The following is a 15,844-nucleotide window of genomic DNA, read 5'->3' as shown; positions in this document are numbered from 1 at the left end:
CGATTTTGAGTAAACAAGAAGAAACGGCTGCGCCGTCCTGTTAGCAGCTTAAGCTTCCGAAGTAGCGATACGAGTATCGCTTTTAGGTATCGTTTCTCGTAGAAATATAAGGCAAATGATAAGCGCGAAGCTTATACTTTCTTATATTTTGAAAAAAACCTGGCGCTCCGCTAGAGAATTATCGGTTCCCAGCGGGCTTGCGCGCACTCGTCCAGACTTCCCGGACGCTGCAATTCCATCCGCAGCAGGTCCCGCAGGAAATGAGGCAGCAGGAACAGAACGTCCTGTCCATTGCCTATTGACTCATATCCCGTACGAAAAGTGAACATATCGATCGTTCCGACGGAATACTCCCTGGTGTCCTCAAGCGGCTGTCCGTCGACAAAAACTGCAATATTTTTATCATACGGCATCGCTCGGGGATCGTACAGTATTTTTATTCCGTCCACCGCCAGACCGCCGAGCCGTTCTCCCCGGAAGCCGTAACCGTAAATGACCTTCTCACGGAACTCGGCGGCCAGACTCTGCTTCAGCGCGATGCGGATATCTCTGCCGGACAGCCGCATAACGCACGGATTAATCGGGGAAGGACAAAGCGCATGCAGCATACCTGCCGTAATCTCCCCCTTAGGAAGCGGTCCGAGCAGTTGACCGGCATTTACCAGCGAGAACGCAGTCCCCGTGAAACGTCTCACCGACTGCGCCAGCAGATTGGCAAAGGGCGATTCTCCACTGATATCAAGCGCGAGGCTCCGGTCGGTAATGGCGACCGTCTCGCTCAATGCTTCATTTCCGCGTTCCAAATGGAGCATGGCCGCATCGGAAACCGCGGATTCGGAGAGCGAGGGATTGACGGGGAAGCTCTCACCCGTTACATACCGGAAAAGCCCATTCTCTTCGCCGCGTTCGAATACTAGCCGTCCCAGGTATCGCCCGAATTTACCTGCGCCGCATACGGCCGTACCGCCAATGATCAGCGGCTGCTCCAGCACATGATGGGTATGTCCGCCCAGAATGGCGTGGACGCCGTCCAATCGCTCCGCAAGCAGCTTGTCAACCGGCAGGCCCAGATGGGAAAGGATAATTAGAACATCCACCTGAGGCGTGAGCAGCCGGCACTCTTCCCGGAGACATTCTTCCGGCTCCAGCGCATCCCAACCGAGCAGCGAATAGAACGGGGCAAAGGGCGCGGTTGCTCCCGTAACTCCGATCCTAACCCCCTCTCTTTCCAGAATCGTGTGGCGCTTCATCCAAAGCGGGGGATTGCCGGTTGCCGTCTCTACCAAATTGCAGCATACGACCGGACACTGGATGCCGGCAAAGACGCCTGTCAGAATCTCTTTTGAAAACGTCAGGCCTTCATTGTTCCCGATCGTAACGGCGTCATAGCCTGTAAGGTTGATCATATCGATATTCGCCTGGCCCATCGTTCCTTCGGTTGCCGCGTCGGCCCTGTCCATATGATCGCCAATATCAAAGAGCAGTACGATGCCGTCTTGAGCTTCTGTTCTCTGCCTAGTGATAGCGGCTGCGAGCGGGCTCATCATTTCGAAGTGGCTGTGAATATCGTTGGTATGAAGAATCGTAAGTCGCTCTGTTTCAGGCCTCATCGTCCAAGCTCCTTCCGGCTTTATAGCCGCCCTCATAAGAGGCGGCAGGCAGTATGTCTTTAGAGCCTAGCATAACATTTTCAATGCCAATATGGTATATTGTAGTCATTACGATCATTTACGAGGTGAACCCAACATGCAAATTTCAATTCGTCTTTTCGCGGGGCTGGCCGAAGCGATCGGCTCCCAGGTCCTGGATTTCCACGTAGCCGAGCCTCAGGTAACTGCCGGTACACTCAAGGAGCTGCTGTCCGCTTCCTATCCCGAAGCCGCCGGTCAGATCAGCGTTTCCATGGTTGCCATTGATCGCGAATATGCTCCGGAAGACACGGTTATCTCTGGTTCCTCTGAAGTGGCGCTTATCCCTCCGGTTTCCGGGGGGGAGCCTGCCCCTGAGGAGGGCAGCAGCGAGAATGGATTGTATACCGTAACGGAGCAGCCGCTCCGTACGGAGGACATCCTGGATAAAGTGCTGGACAAAGATCATGGCGCTTCGCTTGTCTTTGTCGGGACAACACGGGAAATAACCGGAGACGAGCGGACAGAGGCTCTTCACTACGAGGCTTATGTTCCGATGGCTCTCTCCAAGTTTGAGGAAATCGGCCGTGAGGTTATGGAACGCTGGCAGGCGCGCTGCGCCATTTCTCATCGGATCGGACATGTTGGATTGAAGGAAGCCAGTGTTGTCATCGCCGTTTCCACCCCGCATCGCGACGCCTGCTATGAAGCAAGCCGCTTCGCGATCGAAGAGCTGAAACGTATGGTTCCAATATGGAAAAAAGACATAGGCGCTTCGTCTGAGGAATGGAAGGGCGCCGACAAGGCTTATCGTGACAATTGGCCTATAATTTCCCAATGATTTTCATTGTGAAATTCACCTTTTCTTGTTATGCTCAAGAAAGAACGGCTGCAACTTCATTTAGAGGCTGTATCCGTTTCTCGCAGAAATAGAAGAACATGTATAAGCGTGCTGCTAATACATTCTTATATTTTTAAATAATAACAGGTAGAGGTGGCATAGGATTTGAAAGTGCACATCACGGATTTAAAGCCCGGTGATCTCCTGAAGGAAGATACCTTTAGCAACCGGGGCATTCTTATATTGTCCAAAGGAGCTCAGCTCCGGGAAGATGACATTAATAAGCTTTTGCTGCATGGCGTGGACTATGTTGACATTGAAGGTCCCGCACAGTTGACCCCCTCGGCCCCGTCTGTTATTCAGTCGGTAACTACGCAATTCGACCAAACCATAGAAGGCTTTGAATCCCTCTATCTGGAGGCGCTGACCAAAGGAAGCTTCAACCAGACCATGGTTGACGATATCCTGAACCCTCTGCTGAATTCGCTCGATCAGAATAAAGATGTCGTTTCTCTGCTCCTTCTGCTGGATCGTGATGACGATTATACTTACATCCATTCTCTTCAGGTCGGTATGCTAACTTATTATATTGCTTTATGGCTTGGCTATTCCAAGAAGGAATGCTACGAAATTTCGCGGGCAGGCTATTTGCTCGATATCGGCAAATGCCGCATTCCGGCAGACATTCTGAAGAAGCCCGGTAAGCTCTCTCCGGAGGAATTTCAGGAAATCCAGCGGCATACTACATATGGTTACGAGATCATCCGCAACTCCATGAGCGACCACAGCACGGCACTCGTTGCTCTTCAGCATCATGAACGCGAGGACGGCTCCGGCTATCCCTCCAATCTGGTAAAAGACGAGATTCATCCGTACGCCAAAATCGCCGCGGTTGCGGACGTTTACAGCGCTATGACGACTTCCCGGGTGTATCAATCGAAACAGGAACTCATCGGCGTATTGCGGGAGCTGCATAATCTCGGCTTCGGCAAGCTGAACGGCAAGTCCGTACAAGCTTTTATCCAGCATCTTATGCCGAACTTTATTGGTAAAAGAGTGCTGCTCAGCACCGGCGATATGGGCGTTATTATTTTGAATAATACAACCGACGTGTTTCGCCCCCTCGTACAAAGCGGAGGACGCTTCATTGATCTTTCCCGTGAACGGAATTTAGCAATTGTTGAGATTTATATGGATTAAGGATTTCGGCAGGCTCCGCCCATGGGCAATTGCAGACCGCGACCACTCCATGCACGGAGCCTGCAATGGAGCGTTTCGTCATTTCCGCATCGATTTCTCCCCATCCGACGGATTGCCATAAGAAGTTATGCTCCGTAACCGTTGGAAGCCGTTCGATAATCTCATATCGATAGCTTGTCATATAAGTCCCTCACTCCTATACTCGGGCAAAATCTTATCTCCTCTCCAAAATACAAAGCCCCCTGTCCGCTAACCTGGATAGGAGGCGCAGTTGTATAACAAGCAGACATGCACTTACTTTAATGAAGGCGCATCTGCTTCCGCACATATTAAAAGCGCATACTGCTCCTATCCAGAAAACTCGAATGAACCGAATTTTACGGCGGATAGATTAGTCGAATGTATTATAATTTATCAGTCCTGTTCAAGCTGTTACTTTGCGATCAGTCAAAAAATGGATACAGCTTGTACATATTTTTTCCATATAGTTCTATGTTCCTAGTAAATATTGGGTGTATAATTGGAAGAAAATAGATACTAAAGGGAGATGTATTATGCTTAAGCAGGCGGTAAGAGCAGGTTTTTTGTTGATGTTGGCCTTTATCCTCTCCTCCCAGTCACTTTTTGCGGCGGGCAAGACGGTAAAGGTAAAAGTGACCTTGGTAAGCGCTGAACTGGTTCACAATGAGCATGTAGGCAACGAGTGGTGGTGGGGCGGTTATGTAAACGGCAAGGAGCTTGAGGAAGGATCATCCGTAACGGTAAACGTAAGCTCTTCGGGCTCGATCAAGCTTCGCGTGGAAGCGCAGGAACAAGATAAATATCCCGAAGACGGAACAGCCAATGCCACGGTCAAAGTCGCTTCCATCAAATCCTCTATTAACAAGACCTTAAATGTTACCGTGGTAGAGAACCGCGGACGATATTCCGGAAATACGGCAACATGGCGCTTTGTGTTCAAGATTCAAAAGCTGTGACGATTGTTCACAATTTAATTAAGAGACTGCGTCTGTCGAAAAAGAAAAGACGCAGTCTCTTTTGCTGTTTCAATTCTTTTGTAGAATATAATCGACGAACCCCTGACGAATCTTTTCCCCGTTATATATCCTCTCCAATACCCTGTCCTCTTTATATAACGTATCCATTTCGCTGAATAATGGGTCAGGTTCACCTTCCTTGTAATAAGAATGAATAACGGGAAGATCATCATCGAATTGCTCATATTGATTATCCCCCACCTTAACGCCCTGCCCGCATCGAAAATCATGGGTTGTGAGAAAATTAACAAACAGCAGGCCCCCAGGCTTTAGAACCCGCTTCATTTCGGCTATGGAAAGCTCAACCTCCGCTTTTGTCATATGGAATACGGAGTTGTAGGAGTAAACAAAACTCATCGTTTTATCTCCAAAGGGCAATTTCCTCATGTCGCCTTGCGTTATATTTAATTCTTGATTTTTGGCTTTGGCGTATTCCCCGGCCAGTTTCATTTGTTTGATATCGTACTCAATGCCGAACGTCGAATATCCGAATTCCGAGAATAAACTTAAAGGCGGAGTTTCGCCTCCCGCACCGCAATCCAGTACCACCCGATCAAGATTAACTTCATTGCAAAAGTACAGAAATCTGTATAAAGGGACTTGCTTGAACACTTCCTTCAAAGCTTTCAACTCCTTCTTTAAACTAGGGACTTTTCGAAGGTGGCAGTTGCGGCAGCCAAGCCAGATATTACAGAAAGCGGAACTGCGCTTCGATCAGACCGTTATAAATGCCTTGTTGTTCTGTCAATTCTTGATGATTTCCCATTTCTTTGATTTCCCCATGGTCGAGGACGACGATTTGATCCGCATGGCGGATTGTGGACAATCGGTGGGCGACGATAAACGAAGTACGGCCTTTGAGCAGCACCTTCAGCGCCTCCTGGATTTTCAGCTCCGTTTCGGTATCGATGCTCGCTGTCGCTTCATCCAGAATCAGAATGCGCGGATTGGCCAGTAGCGCCCGGGCAAAAGACAACAGCTGACGCTGGCCCATCGACAGTGCGCTGCCGCGCTCCTCTACCTGGGTTTCGTAGCCGTCCGGCAGCTTCATAATAAAATCATGGGCGTCTACCGCTTTGGCCGCTTCCTCTACTTCCAGGTCGCTTGCGTCCAGTCTTCCAAACCGGATGTTGTCCCTGATCGTTCCGGAGAAGATGAATGTGTCCTGAAGCACGATTCCAATCTGGCTTCGGAGACTATTTAGCGTGACATCACGAATGTCTTGGCCGTCTATTGCAATTCTGCCCCCTGTAATATCGTAGAAGCGTCCAATCAAATTAATAATGGTACTCTTGCCCGAACCGGTATGGCCGACAAGCGCAATCGACTGCCCGGCTGAGACTTCGAGATCAATTCCCTTCAGCGCCGCACGCCCTTTTTCATATTCGAAATAGACCCGTTCAAAGGAAATATCTCCGTGAATGGTAGGCAGCGGCTTGGCCTCCGGTTTGTCCTGAACAAGCGGCTCTTCATCCAAATACTCAAAGATCCGTTCCGAGGAAGCCATCGCTACGAGCAGCTGATTGTAGGTCTGCCCGAGCCGATTGATCGGGTCCCAGAAATTGCTCACGTATGTGCTGAATGCAACGAGCACGCCGACGGTCAGATTGCCTGTCTGTATCATATAGGCGCCTAACCAGAACAGAACCAGCGTTCCGAGCCCGCCTGTCACCTCAATAATCGGCCCGAATCCTTGGTTCATTGCCGACGCCTTATCCCAGGACTTCTTGCTGTCCCTGTTCATTGTATCGAAGTAATTCATGTTCTCAAGCTCCTGGGTATACGCCTGGGTTACCCGGATGCCCTGAATCGACTCGTTCAAATGGGAGTTGATTCGCGAGTTTTTGATCCGTACCGCCTGCCAGGCTATCCGAATCGTCCGGCGGTACTTGGTCGAGACAAGGAACATAATCGGAACGGTGACCATGACCGCAAGTCCCAGCTTCCAGTTCAGCACCAATAATATAACGACAATACCGGCAAGCTGCACGCAGTCGATAATTGAGTTCACAACCCCGTTCGTGAATAGATCCTGAAGAGAGTTAATATCATTAGTGACTCTCACCAGTACCGAACCGGCCGGACGCTTGTCGAAGAAGTTGAACGACAGCTTCTGAATATGCTTGAACAGATCGGAACGAAGATCATAAATCACTTTTTGACCGATCACATTTGTATATTTAATACGGAACACACCCGCGATCCACTGCACGATATATAGTACGATGACGCCTGCCGTCAGCATATATAGCAATGCCGGATTCGGGCTCCCGTTCTTAGGGACAATCGCCTTGTCGATCGCCAGACTGGTCAGAAACGGAACCATCAGCTTCGTGATCGTCCCAAGCACCATCATCAGCATGACAAGCGGCAGCATTTGTCTGGCATACGGCTTCATGTAGCCGAACAACCGTGTAAATTGTTTCCAGTCAAAAGCTTTATCGATGACATCGTCATCCTTGTAAATAAATCTCTCCTGTACCGGTACGTTTGTTCCTGATTTTAGAGAATCCGGAGCTTTATTCGTTCTACTCGCCGTTACATTATTCACTGGTGTTCACCTCCGGCGGCCTTCGCCAAATAATCGGCGTATTGAATCCGGTATACATCCCGGTATGCCCCGGGCATGCCAATCAGTTCCTCATGGGTCCCCTGCTGCACAATTCGCCCTTCGTCCATAATGATAATCTGATCGGCGTGGCGGAGAGATGAGATCCGGTGAGCAATGATGAGCGTCGTCCGGCCGCGCATAACCTCCTGGAAGCCGGTTTGTATTTCATGTTCTGTTTCCATATCGACCGCGCTGGTGGCGTCGTCAAGAATCAAGATCCGCGGGTTCATCAGCAGGGCTCTCGCGATGGCGATCCGCTGCTTCTGGCCTCCCGATAGACCCATGCCGCGCTCACCTACAACGGTGTCATAGCCTTCCGGCATTTCCATAATAAAATCATGCGCCTTGGCTAATTTTGCCGCCCGGATGACCTCCTCCATCGTTACCTCTTTCAGCCCGTAAGCGATATTTCCCCGAATGGAGGACGAGAACAAAAAGGTCTCCTGGAACACGGCGGCGATCTGCGATCTGAGACTCCGCACTCCCAGCTCCCTGATATCAGTTCCGTCAAGCCTAATGCTTCCCTCATCTACATCATAAGCACGCATCAGCAGTTGAATAATCGTCGATTTGCCCGATCCGGTTCCGCCCAGAAAGCCGATGACCGATCCCGGTTTGGCTTCAAAATGAATATCCGTAACCGCCGGCACCTTATTCCCGTAAGCAAAGGTAACATGGTCAAAGACGATATGACCCTTAACTTCGGCCGAATTCAGCTCTACCGCATCCGGTTTGTCCTGTACATCAATCCAATGATTCAACACCTCCAGCACTCTCTCTCCGGAAGCCTTTGACTGCGTATAGTTGTTAATATGAAACCCGAGACCCCATACAGGCGCAATAATATACCAGATTAGACTGAAAAAAGCGACAAGCTCGCCGAGCGTCATTTGCTTGTTAATAACAAGGGTTCCCCCCACTCCAAGCAGAATCGCTACACAAACGCAGGCCAGAAACTCCATAGCCGGGAAGAACTTGCTCCACAGTTCGGCGGCGTATATTTGATTATTCTTGTAGCGCTCATTGCGTCCGGAGAATTTATCGACCTCATACGGCTCTCTGGCAAAAGATTTGACCGTCCGCACACCGGTAACGTTCTCCTGAACCGTTGTCGTCAGCTCGCTGAGCGCTTGCCGCATCTCCTGAAAAGCAGGGTGGATACGACCTTCGAATTTAAAAGCAACCGCGGCCAGGAACGGCATCGTAACCAGCGTAACCAGTGTGAGCTGCCAATTCAGTGAGAACATCATCATCGATCCAAACGCTACCATGAAGAAGACATTTAATAGCTGCGCAAATCCGAAGCCGATAAAATGACGGATTGCTTCCAGATCGCCGGTCAGCCGGGACATGAGATCACCGGTCTTGGCAGTGTCATAATAACGGAACGATAAAAATTGCAGCTTCTCATAACACGCGTTCCGAAGACGGTAAGCCAAGTAATTCCCGAGCCTTCCTCCGAAAAATCCATGTGCAAACTGCAAACATGCCTTCAAACATACAACAGCTAATACCGTCAGCGCCAGCAGGGGAACTTCACTAAATTTCATGGGCAAGATAACATCGTCAATCAGCTTTCTTAACAGGTTAGGGGTAATTAGCCCCACGGCCGTAGCGGCAGCCAAGCAAATAATCGATAGAATCAGAAAATGCAGCCTCTCCCGGTAGAAAACCCGCAGTTGCCTAAGAACATCCATGTCTCTCCTCCTTTTTTTCACAAGTTTCCGAACTTTAACGCTTTCAATTTCTAGAGACTTTAAGGAGTTTATCACTCCTAATATAATGGAGCAAAGTGGAAAAACGCCCATATTTAACGCCAACCACGCGAAAACACCGCTTAACCCAGCTAAATGCGCCCCCGGATTCATAAAATGCTTCCTTTTTCTCACAAATACTGGCGTATAAAGAAAAATCAGAAATAAATAAAAGCGTCCCCATTGTCGGAAACGCTCATCGTTATCCTGCTACTATAAATTTTCTGGCTTTAACGGCTTCAGATTAATCACGATGGTTCAGGTACCTTCATCTCCGTCATAACTTGCCACGTCACCCCATACTTGTCCTCAAGCTGGCCGAAGTGCGCTCCCCAAAATTGCTGCTTCAGCGCGTCGATTACTTTGCCGCCTTCGGACAGCTTGCCAAAAGCCGCATAAGCCTCTTCTTCGGTCGAAAATTCCAGCAAAAGAGCCATCCCATTTCCCCGCTCAATCGTCCACAAGGAATCGCACATATAGAATAGAATATCGGCCGCCTTAAAACTCAGGTGCATAACCTTATCCTTGTACTCCGGATTCGGATCAGGACCATCCGCGAATGTCATAACATCCAGAACCTCTCCGCCAAGCGCCTCGGTGTAAAACGCAGCCTGCGATCTTGCATCCTCCGAAAAAATGTAGGGGGTTAGCTTTGCCATGCCTTCAACATCCTTTCCTTCCTGAGTTTGAATTTCCACTCACAGCTTATCACAGAACATATGTTCCTGTCTAGCTGTTTAAGCAAAAATAAAAGCCTCACCGCAAAGGTAAGGCATTCACTTATCATTTTTTGATGACCATTCTTGAAGTTTTCTTATTTACCTCAGCATCATGATCAGCAATATAATCATTCAGCAATTTTTGAGCGGAAACACATTCGGTAGGTGTATTCGCGCCCGTTGTTTGCAGCAGCTCTATCATTTTTCCCTTAACGTTTAGATCGGTTAGAGCATCCCCACCGCGTAAGAAGCAAAATTTAAGGTCTTCCCCCTCCGGGAAGTACCTCTCGCTCTTGTTCGTTTCTGAATCCACTGTAAAAAATTCAATATTGCCGTCAAGATTTATACCGCCAAAAGCAATCATGACCTTAACTCCGCGTTGATTCAAATCATCGCTATTGAAAAAATCGACTAGCGCATTATGAATTACAGAGAAATCCGTCTTTACATCAAAGTACGGCAGCATCTGCACCGACAGCTCTTCACACGGCCCTTGGCTGCCCGCAAAAGCAATAAACGCTTGATTCCCGATATTGATAAATCTCTGATAATCTTCTTGCAAGATTTCTTTATTATCCCCTATTAACGTTCCATCGCTCATTACGCATAAAAAATCCTTTCTGCCCAAAACAGATACAAAGCTCATCGTATTCCTCCTAATCTTGGATATGTAGTCATTCATTTATGTAAAAAAATACGTGTCCGAGCGCCTTGGGCAAAAGTGCGTCAAGATCACTGCGGACACGTATTTGCATGTTACACAAGCCGGAAACCCTTGATCACCTAAAGGTTAGCCGATGCTTCCTTCCATTTCGAACTTGATAAGACGGTTCATCTCGACGGCGTATTCCATCGGCAGTTCCTTGGTGAACGGCTCAATGAAGCCCATTACGATCATCTGGGTCGCTTCGGCTTCCGTAAGACCACGGCTCATCAGGTAGAAGAGTTGCTCCTCGGATACCTTGGAGACGGTCGCTTCATGCTCCAGCGTAATATTGTCGTTCATAATCTCATTATAAGGAATCGTATCCGAAGTAGATTCGTTATCCATAATGAGCGTATCGCATTTAATATTTGACTTCGCGCCTTCCGCCTGACGGCCAAAGGAAGCGAGTCCGCGGTAAGTAACTTTCCCGCCGTGCTTACTGATCGACTTGGAAATGATGGTAGACGTCGTGTCCGGTGCCAGATGGATCATCTTGGCGCCGGCATCCTGGTGCTGGCCTTTACCGGCAACCGCGATAGAGAGCACGGAACCCTTGGCTCCGCGTCCTTTCAGGACGACCGCCGGGTATTTCATCGTCAGTTTGGAACCGATGTTGCCGTCAACCCATTCCATCGTCGCGTTTTCTTCAGCAACCGCGCGTTTGGTAACGAGGTTGTAGATGTTCGGCGCCCAGTTCTGAATGGTTGTATAGCGGACGCGCGCGTTCTTTTTACAGATGATTTCAACGACCGCGCTGTGCAGCGAATTCGTGCTGTAGACCGGAGCGGTGCAGCCTTCCACGTAATGCACGAAGCTGTCCTCATCGGCAATGATCAGCGTTCTTTCGAATTGTCCCATATTCTCGGAGTTGATCCGGAAGTAAGCCTGCAGCGGTATCTCGCATTTAACGCCTTTTGGAACGTAGATAAAGCTTCCGCCCGACCAAACGGCGCTGTTGAGCGCTGCGAACTTGTTGTCGGTCGGAGGGATTACAGTGCCGAAATACTGCTTGAAGATCTCGGGATGCTCACGCAAAGCCGTGTCCGTATCCGTAAATATTACGCCCTGCTCTTCAAGATCATGCTGCATGCTATGGTAGACGACCTCGGATTCGTACTGTGCGGATACACCTGCAAGGAACTTTTGTTCCGCTTCGGGAATGCCGAGCTTATCGAATGTTTCCTTGATTTCGGAAGGAACTTCTTCCCAGGTCTTGCCCTGCTTCTCGGATGGTCTTACATAGTACTGAATGTCGTTGAAATCCAGCTCGTCAAGGTTTCCGCCCCAACGCGGCAGTGGCATTTTACCGAATTGCTCAAGCGATTTCAGACGGAAGTCCAGCATCCACTGCGGCTCATTCTTAATCGCCGAGATTTCCTTGACAATTTCCGGAGTCAGCCCTTTACCCGTTTGAAATACCGCCTTGTGCTCGTCCCGAAAACCATATTTGTACTCTTCAATTTCAGGCGCTTTTTTGGCCATGGGGTACGCCTCCTTCAGTTTATTTAGTGGTGTTGCCGCTCTTCCTCATCGATGCCTTTGCGCAGCGCGTTCCAGGCCAGTGTCGCACACTTGATCCGCGCCGGAAATTTATTAACGCCGGAAAGGGCCTCTAAATCTTCGTAATCGTCGAACGTCACGTCCTCGCCTTTCATCAGTGCAGAGAATCGGCTGGCTAAATCCAGCGCCTTCTCTACTGTCTTCCCTTTAACCACTTCGGTCATCATCGAAGCGGAGGACATGCTGATCGAGCAGCCTTCACCGATATACCGGGCTTCCTTTACAATTCCGTCTTCCACTTTAAGCTGCAGTGTAATGCGGTCGCCGCAGGTAGGATTGTTCAGCTCCACCTTCATAGCATCGTCTTCGAACAAGCCGCGGTTCCGGGGATTCTTATAATGATCCATGATTACACGTCTGTACAAATCATCTAATTGCATCGGCGAAATACTCCTTTGTCCGGATTAATGCCGAGGCCAGCCGATCAATATCTTCTTCGGTGTTATACAAGTATAGGCTAGCCCTTGCAGTAGAACTAACTTCCAGCCAACGCATCAGCGGCTGACAGCAGTGGTGGCCCGCCCGGACCGCTATTCCTTCCGCATCAAGCACAGTGGCTACGTCATGCGGATGAACATCCCCCAAATTGAAGGTTATGACGCCCACTTCCCGGCCCCGCGGTCCGTAGATCGATATTCCTTCAATTTCGGCCAGACGCTGCTCCGCATAGGCTGCGAGTTTAATCTCATGCCGGTGAATCTCATCCAGACCGACCTCTTGAAGGAAGTCGATTGCCGCTCCCAGGCCGACTGCGCCCGCGATGATCGGGGTACCGCCCTCGAACTTCCAGGGAAGCTCCTTCCAGGTCGAATCGTACAGTCCGACATCATCAATCATTTCCCCGCCAAACTCAATCGGTTCCATGGCTTCAAGCAGCGCTCTCTTGCCATAAAGGGCGCCGATGCCGGTTGGCCCGCACATTTTGTGGCCGGACAAAGCATAGAAGTCGCAGTCCAGATCCTGAACATCAACCTTCATATGCGGAGTGCTCTGCGCGCCGTCAACGACCATGACCGCGCCGTGGCGGTGAGCGATGGCCGCAATTTCTTTTACCGGGCTGGTGACGCCCATTACATTGGAGACATAGGCAACGGAGACGATCTTGGTGTTGTCCGTAATTGTCTTCTCGGCGTCCTCCAGCAGAATAGTTCCGTCCTTCTGCAGCGGAATGAACTTAAGAGTCGCTCCCGTCTTCTTGGCGAGCTGCTGCCACGGAATCAGGTTGCTGTGGTGCTCCATTAGGGTAATCACGATCTCATCGCCCTCGCCGACGGCGGAAGGACCGTAAGAGGAAGCTACCAGATTAAGAGCCGTCGTCGTACCACGGGTAAATACGATTTCTTTGGTACTATGGGCGTTAATAAATCTGGCAACCTTCTCTCTGGCTCCTTCATAAGCATCGGTTGCGCGGCTGCCCAGCGTATGGACGCCGCGGTGAACGTTGGAATTATCATGCTCGTAGTAAGCCTTGACCGCTTCAATTACCTGCCGCGGCTTCTGCGATGTCGCCGCACTGTCCAGATAAACGAGCGGGTGGCCGTTAACATTCTGGTTTAGGATAGGGAATAGTTCCCGGATCGAGCTGTTCATTGGCCCAACTTCCTTTCCACAAGAGACTTAAGCTGATTACGCAGTCCCTCAAGTGGAATTTGCGACACAACCGGCGCAAGGAAGCCGTAAATAACCAGTTTCTCTGCATCCGAACGCGAAATACCGCGGGACATCAGATAATAGATTTGTTCCGGATTAACCTGCCCTACGGAAGCGGCATGACCTGCGGTCACATCGTCCTCATCTATAAGCAGAATCGGATTGGCGTCGCCGCGCGCCTTAGGGCTAAGCATCAGCACTTTTTCCGTTTGCTGGCCGTCAGCGCGCGTTGCGCCTTTCTCGATTTTGGTAATGCCGTTGATAATCGACGTGGCGTTCTCACGCATAACCGCACGGGTAATCATATTGCTTGGCGTGTTCTTGCCGAAATGCTGCGCCTGCGTCGTGTAGTTGAGCTTCTGCGAGCCTGAGCCCACCGCGATGACTTTTGCGTCGGAGCTTGCCCCGTTGCCCTTAAGCACCGACTTCGTGTCGCTGGCGGTATCGCCGTCGTTCATTTCGCCGATAATCCACTCGACCGATCCGTCATTCTCCACGATCGCGCGGCGGTACGTTACATCCGTAGTATCCGCGCCGAATTGATGCACTGTCGCGTAGCGAACCTTCGCTCCGGCGCAGGCGAACACTTCCACCGCGCCGTTGTGAAGTCCTGCTTCGCTCTTGCCCGATACATAGTTGTCAACATAAGTTACCGAACTGTTGCTGTCCGCAACGATCAGAACATGGGGAGCAAATGAAGCCTCCGCGTCATCTGTCAGGAATACAGCCTGAACCGGTGTGTCGACCACTACATTTTTCGGAATGTACAGGAATACGCCACCGTTCCATAGCGCCGCGTGCAGAGCCGCAACCGAATGCTCCTCCGGTTTGACCGCAGTATGCAGGTACCGCCGCACCAGCTCTCCGTGCTCCTTAACCGCAGTTTGCAGATCCGTGAAGATTACCCCCTGATCCGCCAGCTCCGGTGCGAGCCGTGTATAGACCGCTCCAGAATTCCGCTGGATAATAAGGCTTCCTTCCTCCGAGCTGCCTACTAGCGCGGCAATGGCGGTGGGCGCTTCGTTCAATGCGGCGATCGCCGCGCTTTCTTTATAACTGCCGTAATTGTTAATATTCCAGCGGTCAATCCGAGTCTTCTCCAGCTTCGGCAATTCCAGTTCCGCGGCCAGCTCCAGCGCCTTAAGACGGCTTTCCTTCAGCCATTCCGGCTCGCCGCTTCTCAGCGACAGTTCGCTCAATCGGCCGGCGTCCACCGGAAGAATGGTTTGCGTAGTCATTATGGTCTCCTCCTTCCAGGCGTTCTTAAGCTTCCTGCCCTACAGTTTCATCTTCGATCCCCAGTTCTTCCTTCACCCATTCATAACCATCGGCTTCCAATCGCTCGGCAAGCTCAGGGCCTCCGGATTTTACGATTCTGCCTTGCATCATAATATGAACAAAGTCGGGTTTGATGTAGTTAAGCAGACGTTGGTAGTGAGTGATAACCAGGAAACCGCGGTCTTCGCTTCGCATGGAGTTTACACCCTGCGCGACAACCCTCAGCGCGTCGATATCCAGACCCGAATCGATTTCATCCAAAATCACAATTTTCGGTTCAAGCAGCAGCATTTGCAAAATTTCGTTGCGTTTCTTCTCGCCGCCGGAGAAGCCTTCATTCAAATAGCGGTGCATGAACTCCGGATTCATTTCCAAATCTTTCATCTTACCTTCCATTTGGCGGATAAACTTGATCAGCGAAATTTCACTTCCCTCTTCGCGGCGCGCGTTGATCGCACTGCGCAGAAAGTCGGAGTTCGTTACACCGGCGATTTCGCTTGGATACTGCATAGCAAGGAACAATCCGGCGCGGGCGCGCTCGTCAACGGACATCTCCAGCACATCTTCACCCTCAAGGGTTACGGTTCCTTCCGTCACTTCATATTTCGGATGACCCATCAGCGAAGACGCCAGAGTACTTTTACCAGTGCCGTTCGGGCCCATGATGGCATGAACCTCGCCGCCCTTCATCTGAAGGTTAAATCCCTTCAAGATCTCTTTCCCCTCAATCGTCGCTTTCAAACCCTCAATGACAAATTCTGCTGCCATAACGTTCATTCCCTCCATTGATCGATTTGCGAAATCAGAAATATTGCAACAGGTTGCCCTGATCCCTACACCGTGTATTATAGTGCTTATCA

General features: G+C 50.2%; 15 protein-coding genes. 3 read left to right on the top strand and 12 right to left on the bottom strand.

From position 1 onward, the window contains the following. Positions 1 to 170: 170 nt before the first annotated feature. Positions 171 to 1,610 (bottom strand): bifunctional metallophosphatase/5'-nucleotidase, encoded by a 1,440-nt coding sequence (locus tag VK70_RS05245; RefSeq protein ID WP_025698094.1) that lies wholly within the window; start codon positions 1,608 to 1,610, stop codon positions 171 to 173. 136 nt (positions 1,611 to 1,746) lie between these two features. Between VK70_RS05245 and VK70_RS05240 the strand changes: the two genes are divergently transcribed. After that, positions 1,747 to 2,469 carry a molybdenum cofactor biosynthesis protein gene (locus VK70_RS05240; RefSeq protein WP_025698093.1) on the top strand — a complete coding sequence of 241 codons (723 nt, stop codon included), beginning with the start codon at positions 1,747 to 1,749 and terminating at the stop codon, positions 2,467 to 2,469. A gap of 165 nt (positions 2,470 to 2,634) precedes the next feature. Continuing rightward, a complete protein-coding gene (locus tag VK70_RS05235; protein WP_025698092.1) occupies positions 2,635 to 3,669 on the top strand; it encodes an HD-GYP domain-containing protein in 1,035 nt (344 codons plus the stop codon). Here the strand turns inward: VK70_RS05235 and VK70_RS28225 are convergent. Next, positions 3,614 to 3,850, bottom strand: a complete 237-nt coding sequence (locus VK70_RS28225) for a hypothetical protein (RefSeq protein WP_158454049.1) — start codon at positions 3,848 to 3,850, stop codon at positions 3,614 to 3,616. The genes VK70_RS05235 and VK70_RS28225 overlap by 56 nt on opposite strands. 373 nt (positions 3,851 to 4,223) lie before the next feature. On the opposite strand from VK70_RS28225, the gene VK70_RS05230 reads away from it, so the two are divergent. Further along, positions 4,224 to 4,646: a hypothetical protein gene (locus tag VK70_RS05230; RefSeq protein ID WP_025698091.1), complete on the top strand. Its 423-nt coding sequence runs from the start codon at positions 4,224 to 4,226 to the stop codon at positions 4,644 to 4,646. Positions 4,647 to 4,715: 69 nt separating this feature from the next. Here the strand turns inward: VK70_RS05230 and VK70_RS05225 are convergent, their stop codons facing one another. The 10 genes from VK70_RS05225 to sufC form a co-directional block, all read right to left on the bottom strand. Beyond that, the gene (locus tag VK70_RS05225; protein ID WP_233277828.1) at positions 4,716 to 5,318 is read right to left on the bottom strand and encodes a class I SAM-dependent methyltransferase; all 603 of its coding nucleotides are present in this window, start codon (positions 5,316 to 5,318) and stop codon (positions 4,716 to 4,718) included. Between the two features lie 76 nt (positions 5,319 to 5,394). Beyond that, on the bottom strand, positions 5,395 to 7,173 hold the full coding sequence (locus VK70_RS05220; protein WP_046724095.1) for an ABC transporter ATP-binding protein: 1,779 nt from the start codon (positions 7,171 to 7,173) through the stop codon (positions 5,395 to 5,397). Positions 7,174 to 7,253: 80 nt separating this feature from the next. Then, positions 7,254 to 9,014, bottom strand: a complete 1,761-nt coding sequence (locus VK70_RS05215) for an ABC transporter ATP-binding protein (protein WP_025698086.1) — start codon at positions 9,012 to 9,014, stop codon at positions 7,254 to 7,256. A gap of 305 nt (positions 9,015 to 9,319) precedes the next feature. Continuing rightward, positions 9,320 to 9,730, bottom strand: coding sequence for a VOC family protein (locus tag VK70_RS05210; RefSeq protein WP_025698084.1), 411 nt, complete (start codon positions 9,728 to 9,730; stop codon positions 9,320 to 9,322). Positions 9,731 to 9,854: 124 nt separating this feature from the next. Next, positions 9,855 to 10,436 (bottom strand): hypothetical protein, encoded by a 582-nt coding sequence (locus VK70_RS05205; RefSeq protein WP_025698082.1) that lies wholly within the window; start codon positions 10,434 to 10,436, stop codon positions 9,855 to 9,857. Between the two features lie 144 nt (positions 10,437 to 10,580). Further along, positions 10,581 to 11,978, bottom strand: coding sequence for a Fe-S cluster assembly protein SufB (sufB, locus tag VK70_RS05200; RefSeq protein WP_025690805.1), 1,398 nt, complete (start codon positions 11,976 to 11,978; stop codon positions 10,581 to 10,583). Positions 11,979 to 12,001: 23 nt separating this feature from the next. Continuing rightward, positions 12,002 to 12,436, bottom strand: a complete 435-nt coding sequence (sufU, locus tag VK70_RS05195) for a Fe-S cluster assembly sulfur transfer protein SufU (protein WP_025698081.1) — start codon at positions 12,434 to 12,436, stop codon at positions 12,002 to 12,004. Next, positions 12,423 to 13,646, bottom strand: a complete 1,224-nt coding sequence (locus tag VK70_RS05190) for a cysteine desulfurase (RefSeq protein ID WP_025698079.1) — start codon at positions 13,644 to 13,646, stop codon at positions 12,423 to 12,425. The genes sufU and VK70_RS05190 overlap by 14 nt, the downstream gene beginning before the upstream one ends. Further along, complete coding sequence (sufD, locus tag VK70_RS05185) at positions 13,643 to 14,944, bottom strand: Fe-S cluster assembly protein SufD (RefSeq protein ID WP_025698077.1); 1,302 nt, start codon at positions 14,942 to 14,944, stop codon at positions 13,643 to 13,645. Before sufD ends, VK70_RS05190 begins: the two co-directional genes overlap by 4 nt. A gap of 25 nt (positions 14,945 to 14,969) precedes the next feature. Beyond that, positions 14,970 to 15,752: a Fe-S cluster assembly ATPase SufC gene (sufC, locus tag VK70_RS05180; protein WP_025689975.1), complete on the bottom strand. Its 783-nt coding sequence runs from the start codon at positions 15,750 to 15,752 to the stop codon at positions 14,970 to 14,972. Between the last annotated feature and the right edge of the window lie 92 nt (positions 15,753 to 15,844).

This window comes from Paenibacillus durus ATCC 35681, assembly GCF_000993825.1.
Classification (GTDB): domain Bacteria; phylum Bacillota; class Bacilli; order Paenibacillales; family Paenibacillaceae; genus Paenibacillus_AQ; species Paenibacillus_AQ durus_B.
The sequence above is the reverse complement of the archived record's forward strand: the minus strand, read 5'-3'. Positions and strand labels throughout refer to the sequence as shown.

Excerpts from the sequence above, each read along its gene's own strand:
- VK70_RS05245 (WP_025698094.1), bottom strand. The coding sequence starts at position 1,610 with ATGAGGCCTGAAACAGAGCGACTTACGATTCTTCATACCAACGATATT.
- VK70_RS05240 (WP_025698093.1), top strand. The coding sequence starts at position 1,747 with ATGCAAATTTCAATTCGTCTTTTCGCGGGGCTGGCCGAAGCGATCGGC.
- VK70_RS28225 (WP_158454049.1), bottom strand. The coding sequence starts at position 3,850 with ATGACAAGCTATCGATATGAGATTATCGAACGGCTTCCAACGGTTACG.
- VK70_RS05230 (WP_025698091.1), top strand. The coding sequence starts at position 4,224 with ATGCTTAAGCAGGCGGTAAGAGCAGGTTTTTTGTTGATGTTGGCCTTT.
- VK70_RS05215 (WP_025698086.1), bottom strand. The coding sequence starts at position 9,014 with ATGGATGTTCTTAGGCAACTGCGGGTTTTCTACCGGGAGAGGCTGCAT.
- VK70_RS05210 (WP_025698084.1), bottom strand. The coding sequence starts at position 9,730 with ATGGCAAAGCTAACCCCCTACATTTTTTCGGAGGATGCAAGATCGCAG.
- VK70_RS05205 (WP_025698082.1), bottom strand. The coding sequence starts at position 10,436 with ATGAGCTTTGTATCTGTTTTGGGCAGAAAGGATTTTTTATGCGTAATG.
- sufB (WP_025690805.1), bottom strand. The coding sequence starts at position 11,978 with ATGGCCAAAAAAGCGCCTGAAATTGAAGAGTACAAATATGGTTTTCGG.
- sufU (WP_025698081.1), bottom strand. The coding sequence starts at position 12,436 with ATGCAATTAGATGATTTGTACAGACGTGTAATCATGGATCATTATAAG.
- VK70_RS05190 (WP_025698079.1), bottom strand. The coding sequence starts at position 13,646 with ATGAACAGCTCGATCCGGGAACTATTCCCTATCCTAAACCAGAATGTT.
- sufD (WP_025698077.1), bottom strand. The coding sequence starts at position 14,944 with ATGACTACGCAAACCATTCTTCCGGTGGACGCCGGCCGATTGAGCGAA.
- sufC (WP_025689975.1), bottom strand. The coding sequence starts at position 15,752 with ATGGCAGCAGAATTTGTCATTGAGGGTTTGAAAGCGACGATTGAGGGG.